We start from the raw sequence: 18,947 nt of genomic DNA on the forward strand, positions 1-18,947 counted from the left end.
CTCCTATTATAATTCTCTAACTGCCGCTTTAAACTGGTTACCGCGGTCTTCATAATTTTTAAATAAATCGAAACTTGCACAAGCTGGCGAAAGCAAAACGGTATCGCCGCGTTTAGCCAGGTGAAAAGCAATCTGGGCAGCCTCATCAGCCGAAAACGTATTTACAATTACATCTACGTCGTCCTCAAAAGCATCGTGGATACGTTTGTTGTCCTTACCCAAGCAAACAATAGCCTTAACTTTACTTTTAACCAAATCTTTAAGCATGTTATAATCGTTCCCCTTATCAACACCGCCCATAATCAACACTACATCGCTGGTCATGCTTTCTAAGGCATACCAAGTAGAGTTTACATTGGTGGCTTTACTATCGTTGATAAAATCAATTCCAGAAATTTTGGCTACATGCTCTAAGCGATGTTCAATGTTTTTGAAATTACCCATGCTTTCGCGGATAGAATCATTTCTCAATTCCAGAACTTTGGCTACAATGCCAGAAGCCATAGAATTATAAACGTTGTGCTTGCCCTGTAAGGCTAAATCTGAAATAGACATGGTTAATTGATTATTTGGTTCAGTAAGGATATGTATTGTTGTTTCTTCTAAATAAGCTCCTGTTTCAACTGGTTTAACAATTGAAAAAGGGTAAGTTTTGGCAAGGGGTTTGGCAATAGCCATAGCTTTTAAGCTTTCCTGGTCATCAGCACAGTAAATAAAAACATCTGCTGCTGTTTGATTTTGGATAATGCGCATTTTCGATGCTGCATAATTTTCCAATTTATAATCGTAACGGTCTAAATGATCGGGTGTGATATTCAATAAAACAGCGATATCAGCCTTAAATTCAAACATATCATCGAGCATAAAGCTTGAGATCTCCAAAACATAATATTCGTAATCTTCGGTTGCTACCTGTGCGGCAAAGCTTTGTCCGATATTACCTGCCAGCCCCACATTTAAACCTGCATTTTTTAAAATGTGATAGGTTAATAAACTAGTAGTCGATTTTCCGTTCGACCCTGTAATACAAATGGTTTTAGCATTGGTATAGCGTTTGGCAAACTCAATTTCCGAAATCACCGGAATTCTTTTAGCCACCAGTTTTTTAATAATTGGGGCACTTGGTGGAATACCCGGACTTTTAATTACTTCTCTTGCATTTAGAATCAGCTCTTCTGTATGCTTTTCAGATTCAAAGGGGACACCAAGCTTCTCTAAAGCCGCTTTATACTTATCTGCAATTACACCAAAGTCTGAAACAAATACTTCGAAACCTTTGGCTTGCGCCAATTTTGCTGCACCAACGCCACTTTCGCCAGCGCCAAGAATAACCACACGGCCCTGCCCGGTCATTGCTGAGGGAGTATTGCTTGATGTGATATTACTTGTGCTCATTTTTTTATTTTTTTGTATTAAGTATTTAGTCGCTGGTGGTGAGTATTAGGTATCGAAACCTGAATACCATATACCTTTTACTTTATTTCTTTATTGCGATTGATCGACCTTCCTGCCTTCAACCTTTCTATGTTTTACCTTTTTATTATCTTAATTTCAACGTCACGATTGTCATAATGGCCAGCATAATTCCAATAATCCAGAAGCGGGTAACAATTTTTGCTTCATGATATCCTTTCTTCTGGTAATGGTGGTGCAAAGGCGACATCAGGAAAATCCGGCGCCCTTCTCCAAATTTCTTTTTGGTGTATTTGAAGTAGGATACCTGCATAATTACCGATACCAGCTCTACCAGAAATATTCCACATAAAATCGGAATCAAAAGCTCTTTACGGATCATCAGTGCAAAAGCTGCTATGATACCACCAATGGCTAAACTTCCTGTATCGCCCATAAAAATCTGAGCCGGGTAAGAATTGTACCAAAGGAAACCCACACATGCTCCCACAAACGCTCCGGCAAAAATCATCAACTCTCCAGAGTTAGGGATGTACATAATATTGAGGTAATCGGCCATGATGGTATTACCCGATATGTAGGCCAAAATACCCAGGGTAATCCCGATTACGGCTGATGTTCCTGTTGCCAGGCCGTCGATACCATCGGTAATGTTTGCCCCGTTTGAAACCGCAGTGATAATAAATACCGTAAAGGCCAGAAAAATGATAAAAGCATATTTCTGATAATCGCCACCTAAAAACTTCAGTACCTTTGCATAATCGAACTCATTGTTCTTATAAAAAGGCATATTGGTTTTAGTCGATTTTACATCCTGCGTGTAGTAAAATGTTTCACCTTTCTGACGCAACACCATCGGTACAGAAGAAGTATTTTTAACATTATCCTGAACAGTTTCGCGCACCACGATATTTGGGTGGAAATACATTGTTGTTCCAACAATCAGCCCTAAACCAACCTGACCTACAACTTTGAAACGGCCAGCTAAACCTTCCTTATTCTTTTTGAAAACCTTGATATAATCGTCCAAAAAGCCAATTGCACCCATCCAGATGGTGGTAATGATCATGAGGATGACGTAGATATTGGAAATATTGGCAAAAAGTAAGGTTGGAATCAAAATACCCAGCAAAATGATAATACCGCCCATTGTTGGCGTACCTTGTTTTTGCATCTGACCTTCCAGACCTAAATTCCTTACGGTTTCGCCTACTTGTTTTTTGTGCAGGTAATCGATCAATCTGCGACCATATACTGTTGTAATGATTAACGATAAAATGATCGATACAGAAGCACGGAAAGTGATGTACTGAAACAGCCTCAATCCGGGAATGTCGTAATGCTTATGCAGGTATTCGAATAATAAATATAACATTAGCTGATCGGGTTTAATTGTTCAAGTAAAATCTCTTTATCATCAAAATGATTTCTTACACCATTAATCTCCTGGTATTTTTCATGTCCTTTTCCGGCAATCAAAATGATATCTCCTGGCTGAGCCAAATGACAAGCAGTTTTAATCGCTTCTTTTCTATCCAAAATGGATAAGGTTTTACGTTTATTGCTTGGCGAAACCCCAGCTTCCATCTCACTGATAATTGTCTGCGGATCTTCTGTCCGTGGGTTATCAGAGGTTAGGATTACTTTGTCGCTCCAATCGCAGGCTACCTGAGCCATAATAGGGCGTTTGGTTTTATCGCGGTCTCCGCCACAACCTATTACTGTAATTACCTGTTCGGTACCTTTACGAATATTGGCAATGGTGCTCAGCACATTCTGAACAGCATCGGGCGTATGTGCATAATCTACAATACCGATAATTTTATCAGGCGAAGTGATATAATCGAAACGGCCTTCTGCTCCAGACAAAGTGCTTAAAAGCGTTAATACCTTTAATTTATCCTGCTCTAACAAAATAGCTGTACCGTATACGGCTAACAAGTTATAGGCATTAAAAGAGCCCACGAGTTTAAAATAAACATCTTCGTTATCGATATCCAGGTGTAAACCACTGAACTGGTTTTCAATAATTTTGGCTTTAAAATCTGCAAGCTGCTTAAGCGCATAAGTTTTTTTATGTGCCTTTGTATTTTGCAACATCACCATACCATTTTTATCGTCGGTATTGGTCAGTGCAAAGGCTGATTTAGGCAAACCATCAAAAAATGCCTTTTTAGCTTTCAGGTAACTATCAAAAGTTTTGTGAAAGTCTAAGTGATCGTGTGTGATGTTCGAAAATACGCCACCAGCAAAGCTCAAGCCTTCAATACGGTGCTGTGCCACTGCGTGCGAGCTTACCTCCATGAAACAATAATCGCAGCCTGCATTTACCATATCCCTTAAAAGCTGATTCAGCGCAATAGGATTTGGTGTAGTATGCGTAGCAACCACCACAGTATCGTTGATGTAATTTTCTACAGTTGATATTAACCCTGTTTTATAACCTAAGGCTTTAAATAACTTGAATAAAATTGTGGCAATGGTTGTTTTTCCGTTTGTACCAGTAATACCAATCAGTTTTAAATCGGCCGAAGGATTACCAAAATAATTGCCTGCCATAATACCCAAAGCAACCGAAGTATTTTCGACTTTAATGTAGCTAACTTCTGCATTTGGATTCTCGGGCAGGTTTTCGCAAACAATCACTGTAGCTCCCTGCGCAATAGTTTGATCGATAAACTGATGTCCATCGGCCAATGTCCCTACTACGGCAAAGAAAACATCATCTTTACCTACCTTACGCGAATCGAAATTCAGCGCATTGATTTCTCTATCGGTTTTGCCAACCAATTCTTTAATCGTTACACCGTAAAGTAAATCTTGTAATTGCATTTTATTTATTCTTAGTATCAAGTATTTCCAAGCGAGTATCAAGGCCTTCTACCCTCAACCTTCCTCCTTAATTCAATTCTATCTGTACTCCTATTCCCTTACCAATTTTGGTACCTGCAGCTATCGACTGACCGGTTACCTTGCCTGAGCCAAAAACTTTGGTTTTTAAGCCTGCATTTCCCAACAAATACAAGGCATCTTTAAGTCCCATTCCCGCTACGTTTGGCATAATACCTTTACGCTCGTTGTTTTCCTGGAAAATGGTTCCAGCACTGGTATCTATTATATTATAGTATTCAGATTTTGACGCGAAAAGCGGCTTAAATCCGAATGCCTTATATACTTTTTGCGTAGCCTTGCTTTGACCGGCTTTTGTTGGCGGAGTACCCGTGTTGCCCACCAAACGTGTTGGCATATCGTTGTACATCTGCATATCGCTGGCGTAAATGCGGTCAGAAATTTCCCTGAACACTGGCCCTGAAACCGTAGCACCATAATAAGCTCCTTTTGGATCGTTGATTACTACGATTAAAGAATATTTAGGTTTATCAGCTGGAAAATATCCCACAAAAGAAGCCTGATATTGTTTTTTGCCTTTATAACCTTTATTCGCATCTGCCACCTGAGCAGTACCCGTTTTACCGGCAATCGGATATAGGGGATTGTAAACAACCTGTTTTCCACTACCTTCGGTTACCACACCTTCAAGCATTTTCCTGATCTTGCTCAAGGTAACATCCGAACAGATTTTATCATTAACTACCCGGGCCTTAAACTGTTCAATCGGATTACCCAGCCTTCTGATCTCTTTCACAAAAATCGGCTCTACCATTTTGCCATTGTTAGCCACTGCATTATACAGGGTCAGCATCTTTAACGGTGTCAAATTCATTTCATAACCATAAGCCATTTGAGGAAGGGTCATGTTTTTGTTCCAGCTTCTGTTTGCTTTTATATTTTTAATCACCGGTGCTGCCTCTCCCGGGATTTGCAAGTCCATTTTTTTGTTCAAATGCCAGTCATATAAATGATCGGTAAATTTCATCGGATCGCTACCATAATGCATATTGATCAATTTTGCAATCGCGGCATTCGAAGAGGTTTCGAATGCTTTTTTTGCGGTAACTGTTTCAATTTTAGGATGCGAATCTGTAATCAGCTTTCCAGGAATCTGATAGTACCCGGTTCCAATCATGGTATTGGTATCAATCAGTTTATCTTCTAAAAGCGCCATGTAAGAAGCCAGCTTAAAAGTCGAGCCTGGATCCTGGTTACCTGCAATGGCATAATTAAATTTCTCTTTATAAACACCTTCTTCTACTTTAGAGAAATTGGCTACCGCCCTGATTTCACCAGTGGCCACTTCCATTAAAATCACGGTACCATGATCAGCCTGCGATTTAATTAATTGCTTTTCTAAGGCACTTTGCGCCAAATCCTGCATATTTACATCGATGGTCGAGATAATATCGGCACCATCTTTTGGCGCAACTTCTGCTTCTTCATTCACCGGAATATAAACCCCACCGGCAATGCGTTGCATCAGCCTTTTTCCGGTTTCACCGTTGATATATTCTTTATATGCACCTTCCAAACCTACCCCGTTAGCCACATTTTCGTTTTTATAACCGATTGTACGGGCAGCGAGAGCCTGAAAAGGAAGAATACGCTTATTCTGCTGTACCGCGATTAAGCCACCACTGAACTTACCTATATTATAAAGCGGAAAACTCCTGATCGTTTTAAGATCAGCATACCCCACTTTACGGTGAATTAATAAATAACGCGCGCTATCCTGACGACCTTTACGCAGGTAACGGGCATATTCTTTTGCGGTTTTATCCTGAAAAATCTGGGATAATCTATAACCCAGCGAGTCTACTTTTTCATTAAACACTTTATCATCAGCAATACCACCGGCAAACATATCCATGCGCAGCTCGTACTCTGGTATCGAAGTAGCCAGCAAACTGCCATCATTAGAATAAATATTACCGCGCGTAGCCTCAACACTCACATATCGTGTAGAAAGACTATCCGCCATAGCTTTCCATTTTTTCCCCTGTACAAACTGCACCTGACCGAGGCGTAAAAACACCGCAAAAGCAAAAAGCACAATTAAGCCAAATGCCAGATATACACGAAGCAAGATGTTTGCTCTAATATTCATCGCTTTTAACAACTATTTTTTTTGGTGGTTCAATCAGTTCTTTTATCCCAAGGGTATCAACCTTTTTAGCAACCTCTGTTAGTTTACTTTTAAACATCAGATCGGCCTTTAGCGATTTATACTCCCATCGCAATTCTTTTACTTCTTTATTTAACTTATCAATGCGGCGCACATTGTTTACCGCAAAGTGGCTATTGGCAATATAAATCATCCCCAAAAAGGCCAAAAAACACAAATAAGGCAAAGCATCAGTTGCCGCCTCTTTACTTACTAATCCATCATTAAAAAGCTTACTAATGAAGGAGTTGCTATCCATTTTCTCCTCTGCAGTTTTCGGCCTTTTGGGCGCAGCTTTTAATTCCGGCTCAGGCCCAACTTCCTCTTCTTCTATCTCCTCTCTAAACCTGTTCATATTTTTTCTGCAATTCTTAGTTTCGCACTGCGGGCACGATTGTTCCTGGCAATCTCCTCATCAGTGGCAATAATCGCTTTACGTGTAATTACATTAAATGGCTTTTGCTGGTTCCCAAAGAAATCTTTCTCCACCTCTCCCTGAAACTTTCCTTTTGCCATGAAGTTTTTAACCGGCCTGTCTTCTAACGAGTGATAAGACATCACTACCAGATGACCACCTGGCTTTAATACCTCAGCCGCCTGTTGTAAAAAATCTTCAAGCACTTGTATTTCAGCATTCACCTCAATGCGCAAAGCCTGAAAAACCTGCGCCAGGTATTTATTTTCTTTTCCCTTTGGGATATAAGCCGAAATAGCCGATTTTAAACTATCGATATCAGTAAAAGAAACCTCCAAACGCGCAGTTACAATAGCCCGAGCCAAAGACTTCGCATTTTTCACCTCGCCGTAGATTCCAAAAATTTTATGCAGCTTATCTTCAGTATAGGTATTCAGGATTTCAGCAGCAGTTAAATTACGGTGCTGATCCATACGCATATCCAGGTCGGCATTATGACGGATTGAAAAACCACGCTCAGGTACATCAAACTGATGAGAGGAAACACCCAAATCAGCCAGAATACCATCCACCTGCCTGAAACCTTTTAAACGCAGGTTATTTTTCAGGAAACCAAAATTCTGATCGATAAACACAAAGCGATCATCAGCAGGAATATTAGCCTGAGCATCAGGATCCTGATCAAAAGCAATCAAAATCCCTTTCGGACCAAGATGTTTTAAAATCTCGCGCGAATGGCCGCCACCACCAAAAGTAACATCTACATAAACCCCATCAGGCTTAATATTCAAGCCATCGATACAAGGCTGTAACATTACCGGAACATGGTAATTATTCTCCATCAGCACCTCCTTTCTTATCACCCATTACTTTTTGAGCCAGACTAGCAAAATTGGCCGGAACATCATCAAAAATATCTTCGTAAGATTTTTTATCCCAAACCTCGATACGATCTAACTGGCAAGCCAAAACCAGATCACTACCAATACCGGCATACTCTACCAAAGATTTCGGCAGCAACACCCGGCCGGCAGCATCAAGCGAAAGCTCGGTTGCCCCACGGGTAAAGGCCCTAACAAAAGCACGGTTTTCCTGATCGTAAATATTAAGCTTAGCAAGGTCGGCCACAACGGCGTCCCAAACATTTTTAGGATAGATTACCAGATTTTTTTCAAAACCACGGTTAATTATGAGCCCATCATTCTCAGCATTAGGCAATTGTTTCTTAAGCGCAGCAGGTACCATAAGGCGGCCCTTTGCGTCAAGTTTACAATCAAATTCTCCTAAAAGTTGGGTCATAGTGGTATCTACACTTTTTATCTAGTGTAAAAGTAAAGAGTTCTACCACTTTTTACCACTTTTTACCACAAAAAAGTTTTCCACATCGTTTTTGTTACAATTTGGAGTTCGCAATATAACCAGAATATATAGATTGGCATATTCAAAAACCTACTACATACTGATAATAAGGCGATTAAAAATTAAATATTCAAAAGTGTCACGCCTGCCCATTTTTACCCAATATTTTGAAGATTTTACCTAAATACGCTCATTTATAGGATATAAAACCCCGCTATGCCTTTCTTTTTGTGGTACATTTTATATCCTTTTCTAGGAAAACCTCCCACATCCCAAAGCAGCCCTGATAACGATACGATTACGCAAACGTTTGAGCGTTATTTGTATTTTCTTTATCATTTGTTTATCTCTAATTTGGATGGAAACTCACCCTTAAACACCCAAAATGAAAAGCCAAATTCTAAAAATGATGCTTGTGCTGACTTTGAGCACATCTATCAGTTTTGCACAAACAACCAACCTCTCTTTAAACAGCATTATTCCTAAACCGCTATCTGTTACTCCTTATGCAGGCAAGTTTGAATTTAAACCTACCACTCCTATTTATTACCAGGGGCAAGCTCAGGCACCAATAAGCCTATTTGCTATGCTACTGACAGGCAGTACCGGCATAAAAGCTAAAACTTTACCCTTGCAGAATCAAAGTCAAGGCATCCTCTTCATGGTATCAGACACTTTGAATAGTCTGGGCGAGGAGGGGTACCGAATCGGAATCACTCCAACCGCCATAAGCGTTTATGCCAAAACAAGTGCTGGTATTTTTAACGCCACTCAAACCATCAGGCAATTGTTACCAACACAAATTGAAGGTAAAACAAACGGAAAAACTTCGTGGAGCATTCCTTGCGGTGAAATTATTGACAAACCACGCTATGGCTGGCGAGGATATATGCAGGATGTTAGCCGTACTTTCTATGGCGTAGATGTAATGAAGAAATATATAGATGTAATGGCGTTGTATAAATTAAATGTACTACACCTGCACTTAACTGATGATCAGGGCTGGCGGATAGAAATTAAAAAATACCCCCTGCTTACCAGTACCAAAACGACCATATTTGATAAAAGCACCAATCAACCTGCAGAAAGAAGTGGTTTTTATACGCAGGATCAAATTCGCGATTTAGTTAAATATGCAGCTGAACGCAACATTACCATTATTCCTGAAATTGATGTACCCGGCCACTCATGGCCAACCGTATTGGCTTACCCCGAACTGGGCGTAAACCAGAACCGCAAACCTGATTTTGTTTTTCCATTTTTGGATTCATGGTCGCACTGGGGTAACCAGTTTACCCCAAACACCCTCGATCCAACCAAAGAAAAGGTTTACGAATTTTTAGACAATGTATTTACCGAACTGGCTGATCTTTTCCCTGCAGATTATATCCATTTCGGTGGCGACGAAGTAAGACATGTGCTTTGGGAAAAAGAACCGCACGTACAGGAATTCATGAAAACTGGATCGCTAAAAAACACCAATGAACTGCAGAGCTATTTTGTGAAGCGCATTTCGACCATTATTAAAAGTAAGGGCAAAAAACCAATTGGTTGGAACGATATTTTAAGTGATGCTAAAAACCTGACTAAAGAAACAGCAATTATGTCTTGGCTTGGCGATGAGGCCATAGCCGATGCTGCAAAAAACGGATTTTATGTGGTTGCCACTCCTACTGATCCTTTTTATTTCGATATTACCCAGGCCGACCGTAATGATGGCACCATGAGCGATCTGGCTTATGGAAACATCAATTCACTGGAAAAGATATACAACTATGAACCGGAAACCGGTTTAAGCCAGGATGAAGGGAAATTTATTTTAGGCGTGCAGGCCAACCAATGGACGGCCATAACCCAGGACCTGAAAGACATGAACGTGCAGAATTTTCCACGTTTACTTGCACTGGCCGAAACAGGCTGGATACCTAAAGGAAACAGAGATCTGGCTGGTTTTAAAAAGCGTTTATCAGATAATTTAAAACGTCTGGATTTACTCAAAATCGATTATTACAAACCTGGTGGCTACATTTCGGGAACCTGGGAAGCCAAAGCGATTGGTAACGAATTTCGGACACTTAGCTGGGATGTAACCAAAAAAACTTATGCCAATGGCCGCATTACAGCAGGATTCTTTTACACCAAGGGCATTAATTTTATGGAAATCAAAAAGGTAGAACTACTCGAAAACGGAAAAGTAATTGCCCGTGATGAACATACAGGAATTGCGGATAAATTCAGGGGCACGCATAAGGTTAAAAGCTTTTTGTACCACCTGCAGCTCGACCATTACAAACCAAATGCAAAGTATGAACTAAAAGCAGAAGTTAAGGGCATTGGCGGCACCGACAGCAATGGCAATTTTACTTACAACCTAAGTCCTTTTGACCGGTTAAATGTAGCCGAAACTAAATAATATATCTTAAATCTAATGTGTGCGCGAATCCGTGCACATATTAGATTTTAAAATCATATCCGATTATATAGTCTGATAGCCAAATTCGAACTCTACTTATTTAGACTCATTAAAAATAATTTGCATAAACGGGATTAAAACTATTTCTTTGTAGCACAAACAAATTCTGAAATACGTTCCCTTTCAAGGGTATATCTCCGTTAAATGAAATCAGCAGGCAATTCTAAAAAAATCAGTTGGGCAAAACACCAAAAAAGATGGTTCGGTAAATGGCACCTGTATTTGGGTATTATTGCTGGGGCAATTGTGGCATTTGTAGGTGTTACAGGAAGCATTCTTGTTTTTCAGGATGAGATTGACCGGGCATTAAACCCTAGCCTTTTTGAGGTAGCTGCACAAAAGCAAAAAATGCCGGTTGAAGAGATTGTGCCGCTCATTAAAAAAAACTACCCCAGGCTAAAGATCGACTACCTAATGCTGAATAACTTCAAAAACCCCAATGAAGCTTACAGTGTTTTGAATTTAAAAAGCGAAGAAGAAACCTTTATTAATCCATATACCGGAAAAATAAGTGGCAAAAGAATACACACCAGTTCCTTTATCCACGTAGTTACAGAGCTGCACCGGACATTGCTCATTCCTGTTGCGGGCCGCTATATCTGCGGGTTAGCTTCGCTTTGTCTTTTAATCTTAACCATTTCGGGTTTACGTTTATGGATCCCAAAGAAATGGAAACAACTTAAGACAGTACTCACTGTTAAGTTTAGCGGTTCGTTTAAACGCCAAAATTACGACTGGCACAATTCGCTGGGTTTTTATTCCTCACCTATTGTCGCCATACTAAGTTTAACCGGTTTTTGCATTACCTTTTCTACCCTGGTTATCCCATTCCTTTTTTTATTGAGCGGAAAATCGCCTCAAGGCGTTGCCCAGTTATTGGGAGCTAAATCGGCCTGGCATGCGCAAGCTGTGCCGCTACCACTTAGTGCTATTACGGCAGCAGCTAAACAAAAAATGCCCAATGCCCATATTGGAGGCATTGCTTTTCCTGCTGATAAAACCGGTACTTATCGTTTGGATATGCTAAGCGGAAACCTGCCCAAAGTTGGGAAGAGAGAAATGCTGGTTGTTGATCAGTACACTGCCAAAACTTTACTGAATAGCCCCAGCGATTTCCCCAATGTTGGCAATGCTTACCTCAGCTGGTTAACACCGATCCATTACGGCAGTTTCGGTGGCCGGCCAACGCAGGTTATTGCTATTATTGCCGGATTAATGCCTCTGGCACTTTTTATCACTGGCTTTATCATCTGGTGGCCCCGTTTTAAAAAACAAAAAAGAGGTAAAAAGCGAAAGCTTAAAGAAGCACTGCAAGATGAACAGATCAGTGTACCCGTTAGTGAACAAGAGGAAAAATCAGCGATAGAGAAAACCCCGCGCCTCAAATTAGGGCGGTATTTTCTGCTACAGTTTAAATCGGGCACTAAATATGCAGCTGTTATTCTTTTGGTAAGTTTTATCATGGGTGCACTGTACGGCTTACCATCGGGCATCATTATCCAGCCAGCTATCTTTGTGGTAGCCTTTAGTGCGGTAATGGTATGCCTTAATTTTATATGTGCGCTACTGGCAGAGCTTTTCAATCTCCTATTTTTATTACCTTTTAAGAAAGGGAGCCATAGGGTAACACGTTATTTTGCCTTATCGGCTGCATTTTTGGTTTGTTACTTAACAGCATACATGATCCTGCTCAATACTGGTTTAGAGATTTTCTAAAGTGATGAGTCCTTTTGTATCTGGATATCAGGTGGTACCATCTGAGGACACCTAGACCATCGCGATCAGTACTGGTTGAAAGAGAAGTGTCAATCGATTTTATTGCAACACTATCGTCCCCGTCCACAATCCAGTTAAGATCGAAATACCCATATGCTGAAACGAAATATTTACTTTGTTTGCCCGCTGCCGGCATCCATAAATTGTTCAGTTAACACTAGTTTCATAGCTAGATAGCCACTGATGAAGCCCCAGGTAATAAAGTAAATAATTATTGCCGCGCAGCATACCGTGTTGTGTTGAGAGAGATCAACTTTACTAACTATTGATTGGGCCCCGCTACCCATGATCTGGGCTACTTTATAAACAAATTTAGGAATTTCTTTAAGTTGAACAAGGCTGGCACCAATCAATACTTTGGTCAGCCAGTCCGAAATTTGAGTGAGGTTGGTATTCTCCTGATATTTCACCCTGACCGATTGCTCTGGACTTAATGCTGTTATCCCCGTCACTGACGGTACATCGGATATTAATTTAGGGACGCTAAAAATAAAGCCTAAAAGACCTCCTATTGCCAAATAAGCAATCGACCATAGCAACATCAGTCCAATATTCAAGCCACTTGTTAATGAAAGCCATAATACAAAGCCTCCCCCTAAAAGTGTGCCTAATAAAAGCCAGCAGCTTGTCCAGAAATAACGAAGGTTAATTTTACCGACCATAGAGTTTTGGTTTTATGATACAATTATTTATACTCGGATATCAGTCATAATATTCTGTCCACTAGCGCGTAACGCACCACGAAAGCGATAGTCAGAATAAATTCAGTTCAATTCTTATCATTTATTCTTCGTTCTGAAATACTCCGGTTTTTAAACATGATTTGTTTCTTCCCTTCCATAAAATTAATTCTCAGCTTCTAGACCTACAATAGCTAGATATAGCTATTACTTGTTGTGCATTTAGGATAAATTATTTTTTAGTTTATCCTAAATGCACAACAGGTAGCTATTATAGTATATTTAACAGATTCTTCTCAGATTTAGTTTCGTTCTGATTCGATTTCAGAGGGTTTGTCTGGATTAAAATTTAATTCTCTAAAGCTTTCCCGAGTCAGCACAATTTTTTCGCCAATATCTTTTGGCTCTACACTCACCGAACCGATAAATGGATCTCTTATTCCCATTATTTTATATAGAGGCGTAAGTCCATTTTGTGCAATATATTTTAAAGTACTTCCATGTTGTCTCGCTACTGAAAAGTCCAAAGCAGCATCCGTTATCTTTATACCTGATGCACCAATACCAGCATTTGCTTTTAAATCTAGATTTGCGCCGCTACTATTGGAAATAATAATCGTAGCAGAATCTGCACTTACTAATTCAGTAACCACTACCCAGTCTTCATCCCAACTCCCATCCTCATACTTTTCAAGAATCAGTTTTGTTATTTTGCCAAGATTAATTAACTGAGAAGTCTTGTTACCAGTTGTCTGAAATACAATACCTTCATCATTTTTAAATTCAAAATTAACCCCTGCCTCTGATAGGGTAAGTGCACTTCCTAAAACCGGTGCAGAACCCGAAACTTTCATTGAAATAGTAACGGAATCACTTGATGTGAAATCCATATCCGCTGTACTATCATCTACAAAAATATCCATTGGAATTCCTTCATTTTCAAGTGAGCTATAGATAGCCAGAACTCCAGAAGAATCCAATTTACCAATAAAGCCAATTTTCAATGGTCTTCCAGGATCCCAGGTTGCTCGGTAACCAATCTGACGACTCATGTGTGACAAGTAATTTTTTTGTGGATTTGCCATAATATTGTGTTTTAATGAGACTATTTCTTTTACCATCTCATCTACAATATCATGATAGTTGTCGCCATTGAAAATAGCTATTTATAGCCATTTTCAATCTCTTGTATGCGTTTTACGAAATAAAACAAAAGTTGATAAAGGCCTTGAATCTTGACTTTAGTCCATTTCCGTTATATTTTTTGCGATGAAAAGATAATTGTCAAGTTCTCCTTCCGCAGCTACATTTTTACCGGAAAGTGCTTTCAAATCTGAGCTTTCAAATGGATTATCCTGCTCTCGCTGAATTAGGTAATCTCCTGTCGTAGTTTCCAGATACACTGCATCATGAGCACTTTTTGAGCCCAAGGCAAACGGCTTTACAACGATCTTTCCAGTAAGTTTCATCAATTATCTACTTAAATATTCCCGGTAGCCCATGAATTGATTATCACGTTCCTTTACGACCAGCACCTTCAGATCGCAAATACCACTATCAAAGATACGACCTTTTTGGAACACGTGATAACGGATTTTTTGGTTACCCTGCTTGCTCAATTTGAAGATGTGAGTAGCCGCAAAATTGTCGCCAAATGCTTCATCAACTTCAAAAACTGTTTTAGATTCAGCCACTCCAAATTGAACCAAATTTTTAAGTGCTGGAAAGTCCACCATTGGATTTACAGATCCCGAATCGCTGATCTTTTCGGTATTGGGAATAGTTAGACCAAGATTTATACCTTTTGCCTGCAATGTAAATCGCCTATCTTTAATTGTACTCATCATTTCCTTAGGCTCAGCGGATTGTACCGGATGTACAGAAGGATCTCCCAAAATATGGAACTGTGCTAGCGTCTTCAATTCATGAAAGTCTAGTATCGGTCCACTCACACTGAGAAACCTCTGGCGCGCAGACAGGAGAGCACTACCACTAGAAGAACCATTCAGAATATTGATACTGAAATACTGGCAAATCAAATCTGCAAGCCCTTGGCCTACTGCGGGACCATAGGCAATAGTGGAACTCCCCATAAACACTGCTGCTCTATTCAGCAAATAAGTACTGGCAATGCTCATGCCTGCTCCAGATGCTAACAATTGGGCTCCATAGCAACATTCTGCAGCTACAAAGGCTCCCTGGCTTACCTTTCCCGATAGGTCAGAGGGACGCAGCGCCTCAGGATAGCTACTCCCGATTTGCCCATAGAAACTCGTTCTGCTGAGCGCTCCATGAAGGTTAAAGAAGTGAGGAAGGGGGCCTAATTCTGTTGTGCTGTATCCTCCAGTTATATCAGGAGGACTGTTTTTCATATGAAAGGAGTTCCCAAAAATATTTCTAAGACTTATCTGTGTTGATCCTGTCCAAACGTTGGCAGAACTAGAGAAATAATCTGTTATTGCACTCCGGTTAGCGGGGACTGCAGCTATGATCTGGTCAATGATCGTCCTAACGTATTCAATATCTCCGTTACCTTCTTCCAAGTCATTTGAAGGCAAGTCAGGAATTCTTCCAATTACACGTGTGGGATTGGTGAAAGTATTACAGTTGGTACTGAATGGGGAATCGCAGGCATAAGGAAGATCTGATGAGATAAATTCATCAGGATCACTTCCTGAAGCTCCTGATTGGTGAAGCTGGTTAACCAGTTGCTGAAAAGGAAATATATCCTGAGCTCCAAAAATAGCCAGATATTCCGGACTTTCTTTCCAATAAATCTGATCTACAATATTTTTGCAGGCAACTTCATCAAATACTGTGGGTAGAGGATACCCATATTTTTTTGCAGTTACCAGATCATCAATGTAAAGAATTACAGTTGATATGCCCCTAAGGGCATCTGCGCCAATAAGGTTGCTGAATATTGTGTTAAGCTGGGTTACATTGGCGCCATATTTCTTATTAAGAGTACCTTTTAAGGTAACTATTATCTTTTTTACCATCTCTAAGTCTTTATGGGGTTATTTAAATCTGTTCTTTAAAAAAGCTTTTAAAGTTTTTGATGCAGCAGGATGTTCAATTACTGCATTTGCAAATGAATCCCAATTTAGCGCACTGATCTGGTCAAAGTCTACCTGGTTGCCGCCGATTTTAATAGCAAGTTCGGGATAACCATACAACAATTGCCATAACTCAGTATTAAACATGTCTATTCTCGACTGCTCCTTTTCATCGGGTAATTTCTTCATTAGAGTGTCTAAAATTGGAAACCATGGAGTTTTATCTTCCGGAGTTTGTGCAATATCCAACTTTACAGGTATTTTCAGTGCATCAAGGGCTTGTACGATTCCATTTCCGAAATATTGCGAATAATCTCCAAACCCAGGTTTAATGATCTTTTTTGCAGTGCTGAACAATGCGTTTCTAATGGCCTCAACACGTTGCCAGGGTGCTGCTGCATCTAATTCCTTGTGGTTCTTCTTATAATAAATCGCAGCTGCAGCCGCAATTTGGGGTGTTGCGGAAGATGTCCCTGCTCCATTAAACTGCACAGTACCTGAAATAAAATTAGCCCAGGGCATATTAGGCGTGTAAGCCGCCAGTGCTTTTTGCATGTCCTTGGAAGGACCATAATTGCCTTGCATTTCATTAATAAGACTTGTGTAGTAAGGTGCCTGGTCATAGGTTACTCCACATGCAGCTATTACACGCTGAAAACGTGCCGGATAAACCAAATGTCGGGTAGGCAAGCCTGCAAAGTTATTCCCTGAAGCGGTGACAATCGTTATCCCCGCATTATAAGCCGCATTTACCGCATCGGCCCATGCCCGGGATGGCGCACCTCCCATACTCATAGAAACTACATGAACCTGAGTACCACTATTAACAAGATCTGTGAGGTAATTAAGTGCCAGTGCAAAAGCACTTGTTTTAAATAGCACCACCGATTTGGAAATTCTGCAGCTGATTACTTCGGCAAAATAAGCTGCTCCAAGATAATCATTAAACTCTCCGCTGGCAGTTGTTAATTTTATTTTATCGCCTGCTAATATGCCCCCTGTTCCTGTACCATGAAAGGGCTGCTTCAGAATACCTTCACTTCCTGGATCCAATGCCTTATCAGATTGCTCACCTGCTATAAAATTCCGCTGATGTGGGTTATCTCTTATTTTCTGTGGAATCGCAAAATGATTAGTATAACCGGTATCAAGATGTCCTATCCGAATAACATAGTCATCAAGATCGGCCACCTCGCTTCTGGCAGCACCTAGTTGTGAATGCTCATTATCAAGATGCCAGACCAAATTTTGTTTAGGTGGCCAGTCTGGATCAACATTATCTCCTTTTGCCTCGGTACCGAATGATTTGGCTGAAACGGAATTGAAACCATCTTGCATCTTATCATCTACAGTATACTCCTGCCATAAATCTGGTTCTATATACTTAACATTGTTACCTGAATTTAAAGCGGCATGCGCCAGATCCCATGGATGTACTTCTAGATCACTTACCTCGGTTTTAACGGTAACTTTTGTCAACTGAGAAGTAATTGCCGGAATCGACTTTGAATCAATGACTTGATTAAATAAAGTTTCACATTTAGCAACTGGAATACCAGCGCCTTTTAGACTGGCCACTATATCCGGCACTTCTTTCATCAAAGGATCAGACTGGTAATCTATGATTAACTCAATAGGTTGATTATATCTTTTCATATTGGCGTAGTTTGAAATAAGATAAATTGTTAAAATATTTTTGAAACCTCAAAGTGCATTCCGTCAGGCCTTTTAAAATGTCCTCCCCAGAAAAAACCAAATTCATTAGCAGCGGGAACAAGCTCTCGTACACTTCCTTCGTTTCCAACGAGTGAAGGTAGAGTATGAAACTGATTCCATTCTTCGTTAATATCGAAAGCGGTGCCGAAGGCATGATTACTCAGAACGGTCCTACTGTTTCTCTCGAACCGTGGTTCGAATGATCCCTGCCATGATTTCACAAGACCTAACATCCCGTCATGCTCCCATCTCGCCCAGAGACCAATAAGTTGGTCTTTTGCCGCTTTATGAAATTGGATTTCCGGCTTTTTAAGTATTCCCTTTAATTGCGGGATACTTACTGTGACTATATTCTCTATCCAGTTATTTGTAATTTTGATATGCTCAGGATTCTCCACCTGCGGTTGTGAGACAAACTCCATTCTTCCAAACATTTGTTGCCTGATTGAATTGCTATTAATGGAAGAAAAATCTGGTTTAGGTGGCCAATTGTTGCTTTCTTTTGTATTCCGGTCATCCTGAACCTTATTGAAGCCTTTGAGCATAGCTGCACCAAAAGTATTATTCCCTACTATTCCATCTTGTTTAATCCCATTTAGCTTCTGAAATGCTAACGTTGCCTTCAACGTACTTTCACCAAATATTCCATCAGCAACATCAGAAAACAAATTTTGACCTGATAAAAAAAACTGCCAATCCTTTACGCCTTGGCCACTATTTCCTCTCTGTAAAAGTTTCAATGCCATGATTGCACGGTTTAGGTTGTTAAAATCTAGTATTAGATATTGGAAAACGAATAATACAAGATAACCCGAGTTCATATTTTATAAAATAGCTATTTATAGCCATTTTAGGTGATTAATCGTCGCAGGCCATTTTGGAAAAACAAGAACAACTTCAACCTAATGAGATCCTAAAAGGCATGGAAAAGTCTGGCAGAAAGAAATCAGACCTCAACCGCATTCCTTGGATAGAATCATTATCTTCCAAATAAAAA

General features: G+C 40.1%; 15 protein-coding genes. 2 read left to right on the forward strand and 13 right to left on the reverse strand.

Features of this window, described 5'->3' with window-relative positions:
* Window positions 1-6: 6 nt before the first annotated feature.
* The 7 genes from murD to mraZ form a co-directional block, all read right to left on the reverse strand.
* Window positions 7-1,395, reverse strand: a complete 1,389-nt coding sequence (gene murD, locus DBR40_RS16610; protein ID WP_124560856.1) for a UDP-N-acetylmuramoyl-L-alanine--D-glutamate ligase — start codon at window positions 1,393-1,395, stop codon at window positions 7-9.
* 145 nt (window positions 1,396-1,540) lie between these two features.
* On the reverse strand, window positions 1,541-2,788 hold the full coding sequence (gene mraY / locus DBR40_RS16615) for a phospho-N-acetylmuramoyl-pentapeptide-transferase (protein ID WP_124560857.1): 1,248 nt from the start codon (window positions 2,786-2,788) through the stop codon (window positions 1,541-1,543).
* Entirely contained in the window at window positions 2,788-4,245 is a 1,458-nt protein-coding gene (locus tag DBR40_RS16620) for a UDP-N-acetylmuramoyl-L-alanyl-D-glutamate--2,6-diaminopimelate ligase (RefSeq protein ID WP_124560858.1), read from the reverse strand. The genes mraY and DBR40_RS16620 overlap by 1 nt, the downstream gene beginning before the upstream one ends.
* A gap of 67 nt (window positions 4,246-4,312) precedes the next feature.
* Window positions 4,313-6,415 carry a penicillin-binding protein gene (locus DBR40_RS16625; protein ID WP_124560859.1) on the reverse strand — a complete coding sequence of 701 codons (2,103 nt, stop codon included), beginning with the start codon at window positions 6,413-6,415 and terminating at the stop codon, window positions 4,313-4,315.
* Window positions 6,405-6,827 carry an FtsL-like putative cell division protein gene (locus DBR40_RS16630; protein WP_124560860.1) on the reverse strand — a complete coding sequence of 141 codons (423 nt, stop codon included), beginning with the start codon at window positions 6,825-6,827 and terminating at the stop codon, window positions 6,405-6,407. Before DBR40_RS16630 ends, DBR40_RS16625 begins: the two co-directional genes overlap by 11 nt.
* Entirely contained in the window at window positions 6,824-7,729 is a 906-nt protein-coding gene (rsmH, locus tag DBR40_RS16635; protein WP_124560925.1) for a 16S rRNA (cytosine(1402)-N(4))-methyltransferase RsmH, read from the reverse strand. Before rsmH ends, DBR40_RS16630 begins: the two co-directional genes overlap by 4 nt.
* Window positions 7,719-8,186 (reverse strand): division/cell wall cluster transcriptional repressor MraZ, encoded by a 468-nt coding sequence (mraZ, locus tag DBR40_RS16640; RefSeq protein ID WP_124560861.1) that lies wholly within the window; start codon window positions 8,184-8,186, stop codon window positions 7,719-7,721. Before mraZ ends, rsmH begins: the two co-directional genes overlap by 11 nt.
* A 445-nt stretch (window positions 8,187-8,631) precedes the next feature.
* Between mraZ and DBR40_RS16645 the strand changes: the two genes are divergently transcribed.
* The gene (locus DBR40_RS16645) at window positions 8,632-10,659 is read left to right on the forward strand and encodes a beta-N-acetylhexosaminidase (RefSeq protein ID WP_199748364.1); all 2,028 of its coding nucleotides are present in this window, start codon (window positions 8,632-8,634) and stop codon (window positions 10,657-10,659) included.
* 204 nt (window positions 10,660-10,863) lie between these two features.
* Window positions 10,864-12,435, forward strand: a complete 1,572-nt coding sequence (locus tag DBR40_RS16650; RefSeq protein ID WP_124560862.1) for a PepSY-associated TM helix domain-containing protein — start codon at window positions 10,864-10,866, stop codon at window positions 12,433-12,435.
* Window positions 12,436-12,605: 170 nt separating this feature from the next.
* Here DBR40_RS16650 and DBR40_RS16655 read toward each other — a convergent pair whose 3' ends face one another.
* The 6 genes from DBR40_RS16655 to DBR40_RS16680 form a co-directional block, all read right to left on the reverse strand.
* Complete coding sequence (locus DBR40_RS16655) at window positions 12,606-13,157, reverse strand: hypothetical protein (RefSeq protein ID WP_124560863.1); 552 nt, start codon at window positions 13,155-13,157, stop codon at window positions 12,606-12,608.
* A gap of 320 nt (window positions 13,158-13,477) precedes the next feature.
* Window positions 13,478-14,260: a hypothetical protein gene (locus tag DBR40_RS16660; protein ID WP_124560864.1), complete on the reverse strand. Its 783-nt coding sequence runs from the start codon at window positions 14,258-14,260 to the stop codon at window positions 13,478-13,480.
* A gap of 156 nt (window positions 14,261-14,416) precedes the next feature.
* On the reverse strand, window positions 14,417-14,644 hold the full coding sequence (locus DBR40_RS16665) for a hypothetical protein (protein ID WP_124560865.1): 228 nt from the start codon (window positions 14,642-14,644) through the stop codon (window positions 14,417-14,419).
* A 3-nt stretch (window positions 14,645-14,647) separates the two neighbouring features.
* On the reverse strand, window positions 14,648-16,177 hold the full coding sequence (locus tag DBR40_RS16670) for a C25 family cysteine peptidase (protein ID WP_124560866.1): 1,530 nt from the start codon (window positions 16,175-16,177) through the stop codon (window positions 14,648-14,650).
* 18 nt (window positions 16,178-16,195) lie between these two features.
* A complete protein-coding gene (locus tag DBR40_RS16675) occupies window positions 16,196-17,890 on the reverse strand; it encodes a S8/S53 family peptidase (RefSeq protein ID WP_124560867.1) in 1,695 nt (564 codons plus the stop codon).
* A gap of 29 nt (window positions 17,891-17,919) precedes the next feature.
* Window positions 17,920-18,696, reverse strand: a complete 777-nt coding sequence (locus tag DBR40_RS16680) for a M15 family metallopeptidase (protein WP_158674066.1) — start codon at window positions 18,694-18,696, stop codon at window positions 17,920-17,922.
* Between the last annotated feature and the right edge of the window lie 251 nt (window positions 18,697-18,947).

Source organism: Pedobacter sp. KBW01 (assembly GCF_003852395.1).
In the GTDB taxonomy this organism is placed as follows: domain Bacteria; phylum Bacteroidota; class Bacteroidia; order Sphingobacteriales; family Sphingobacteriaceae; genus Pedobacter.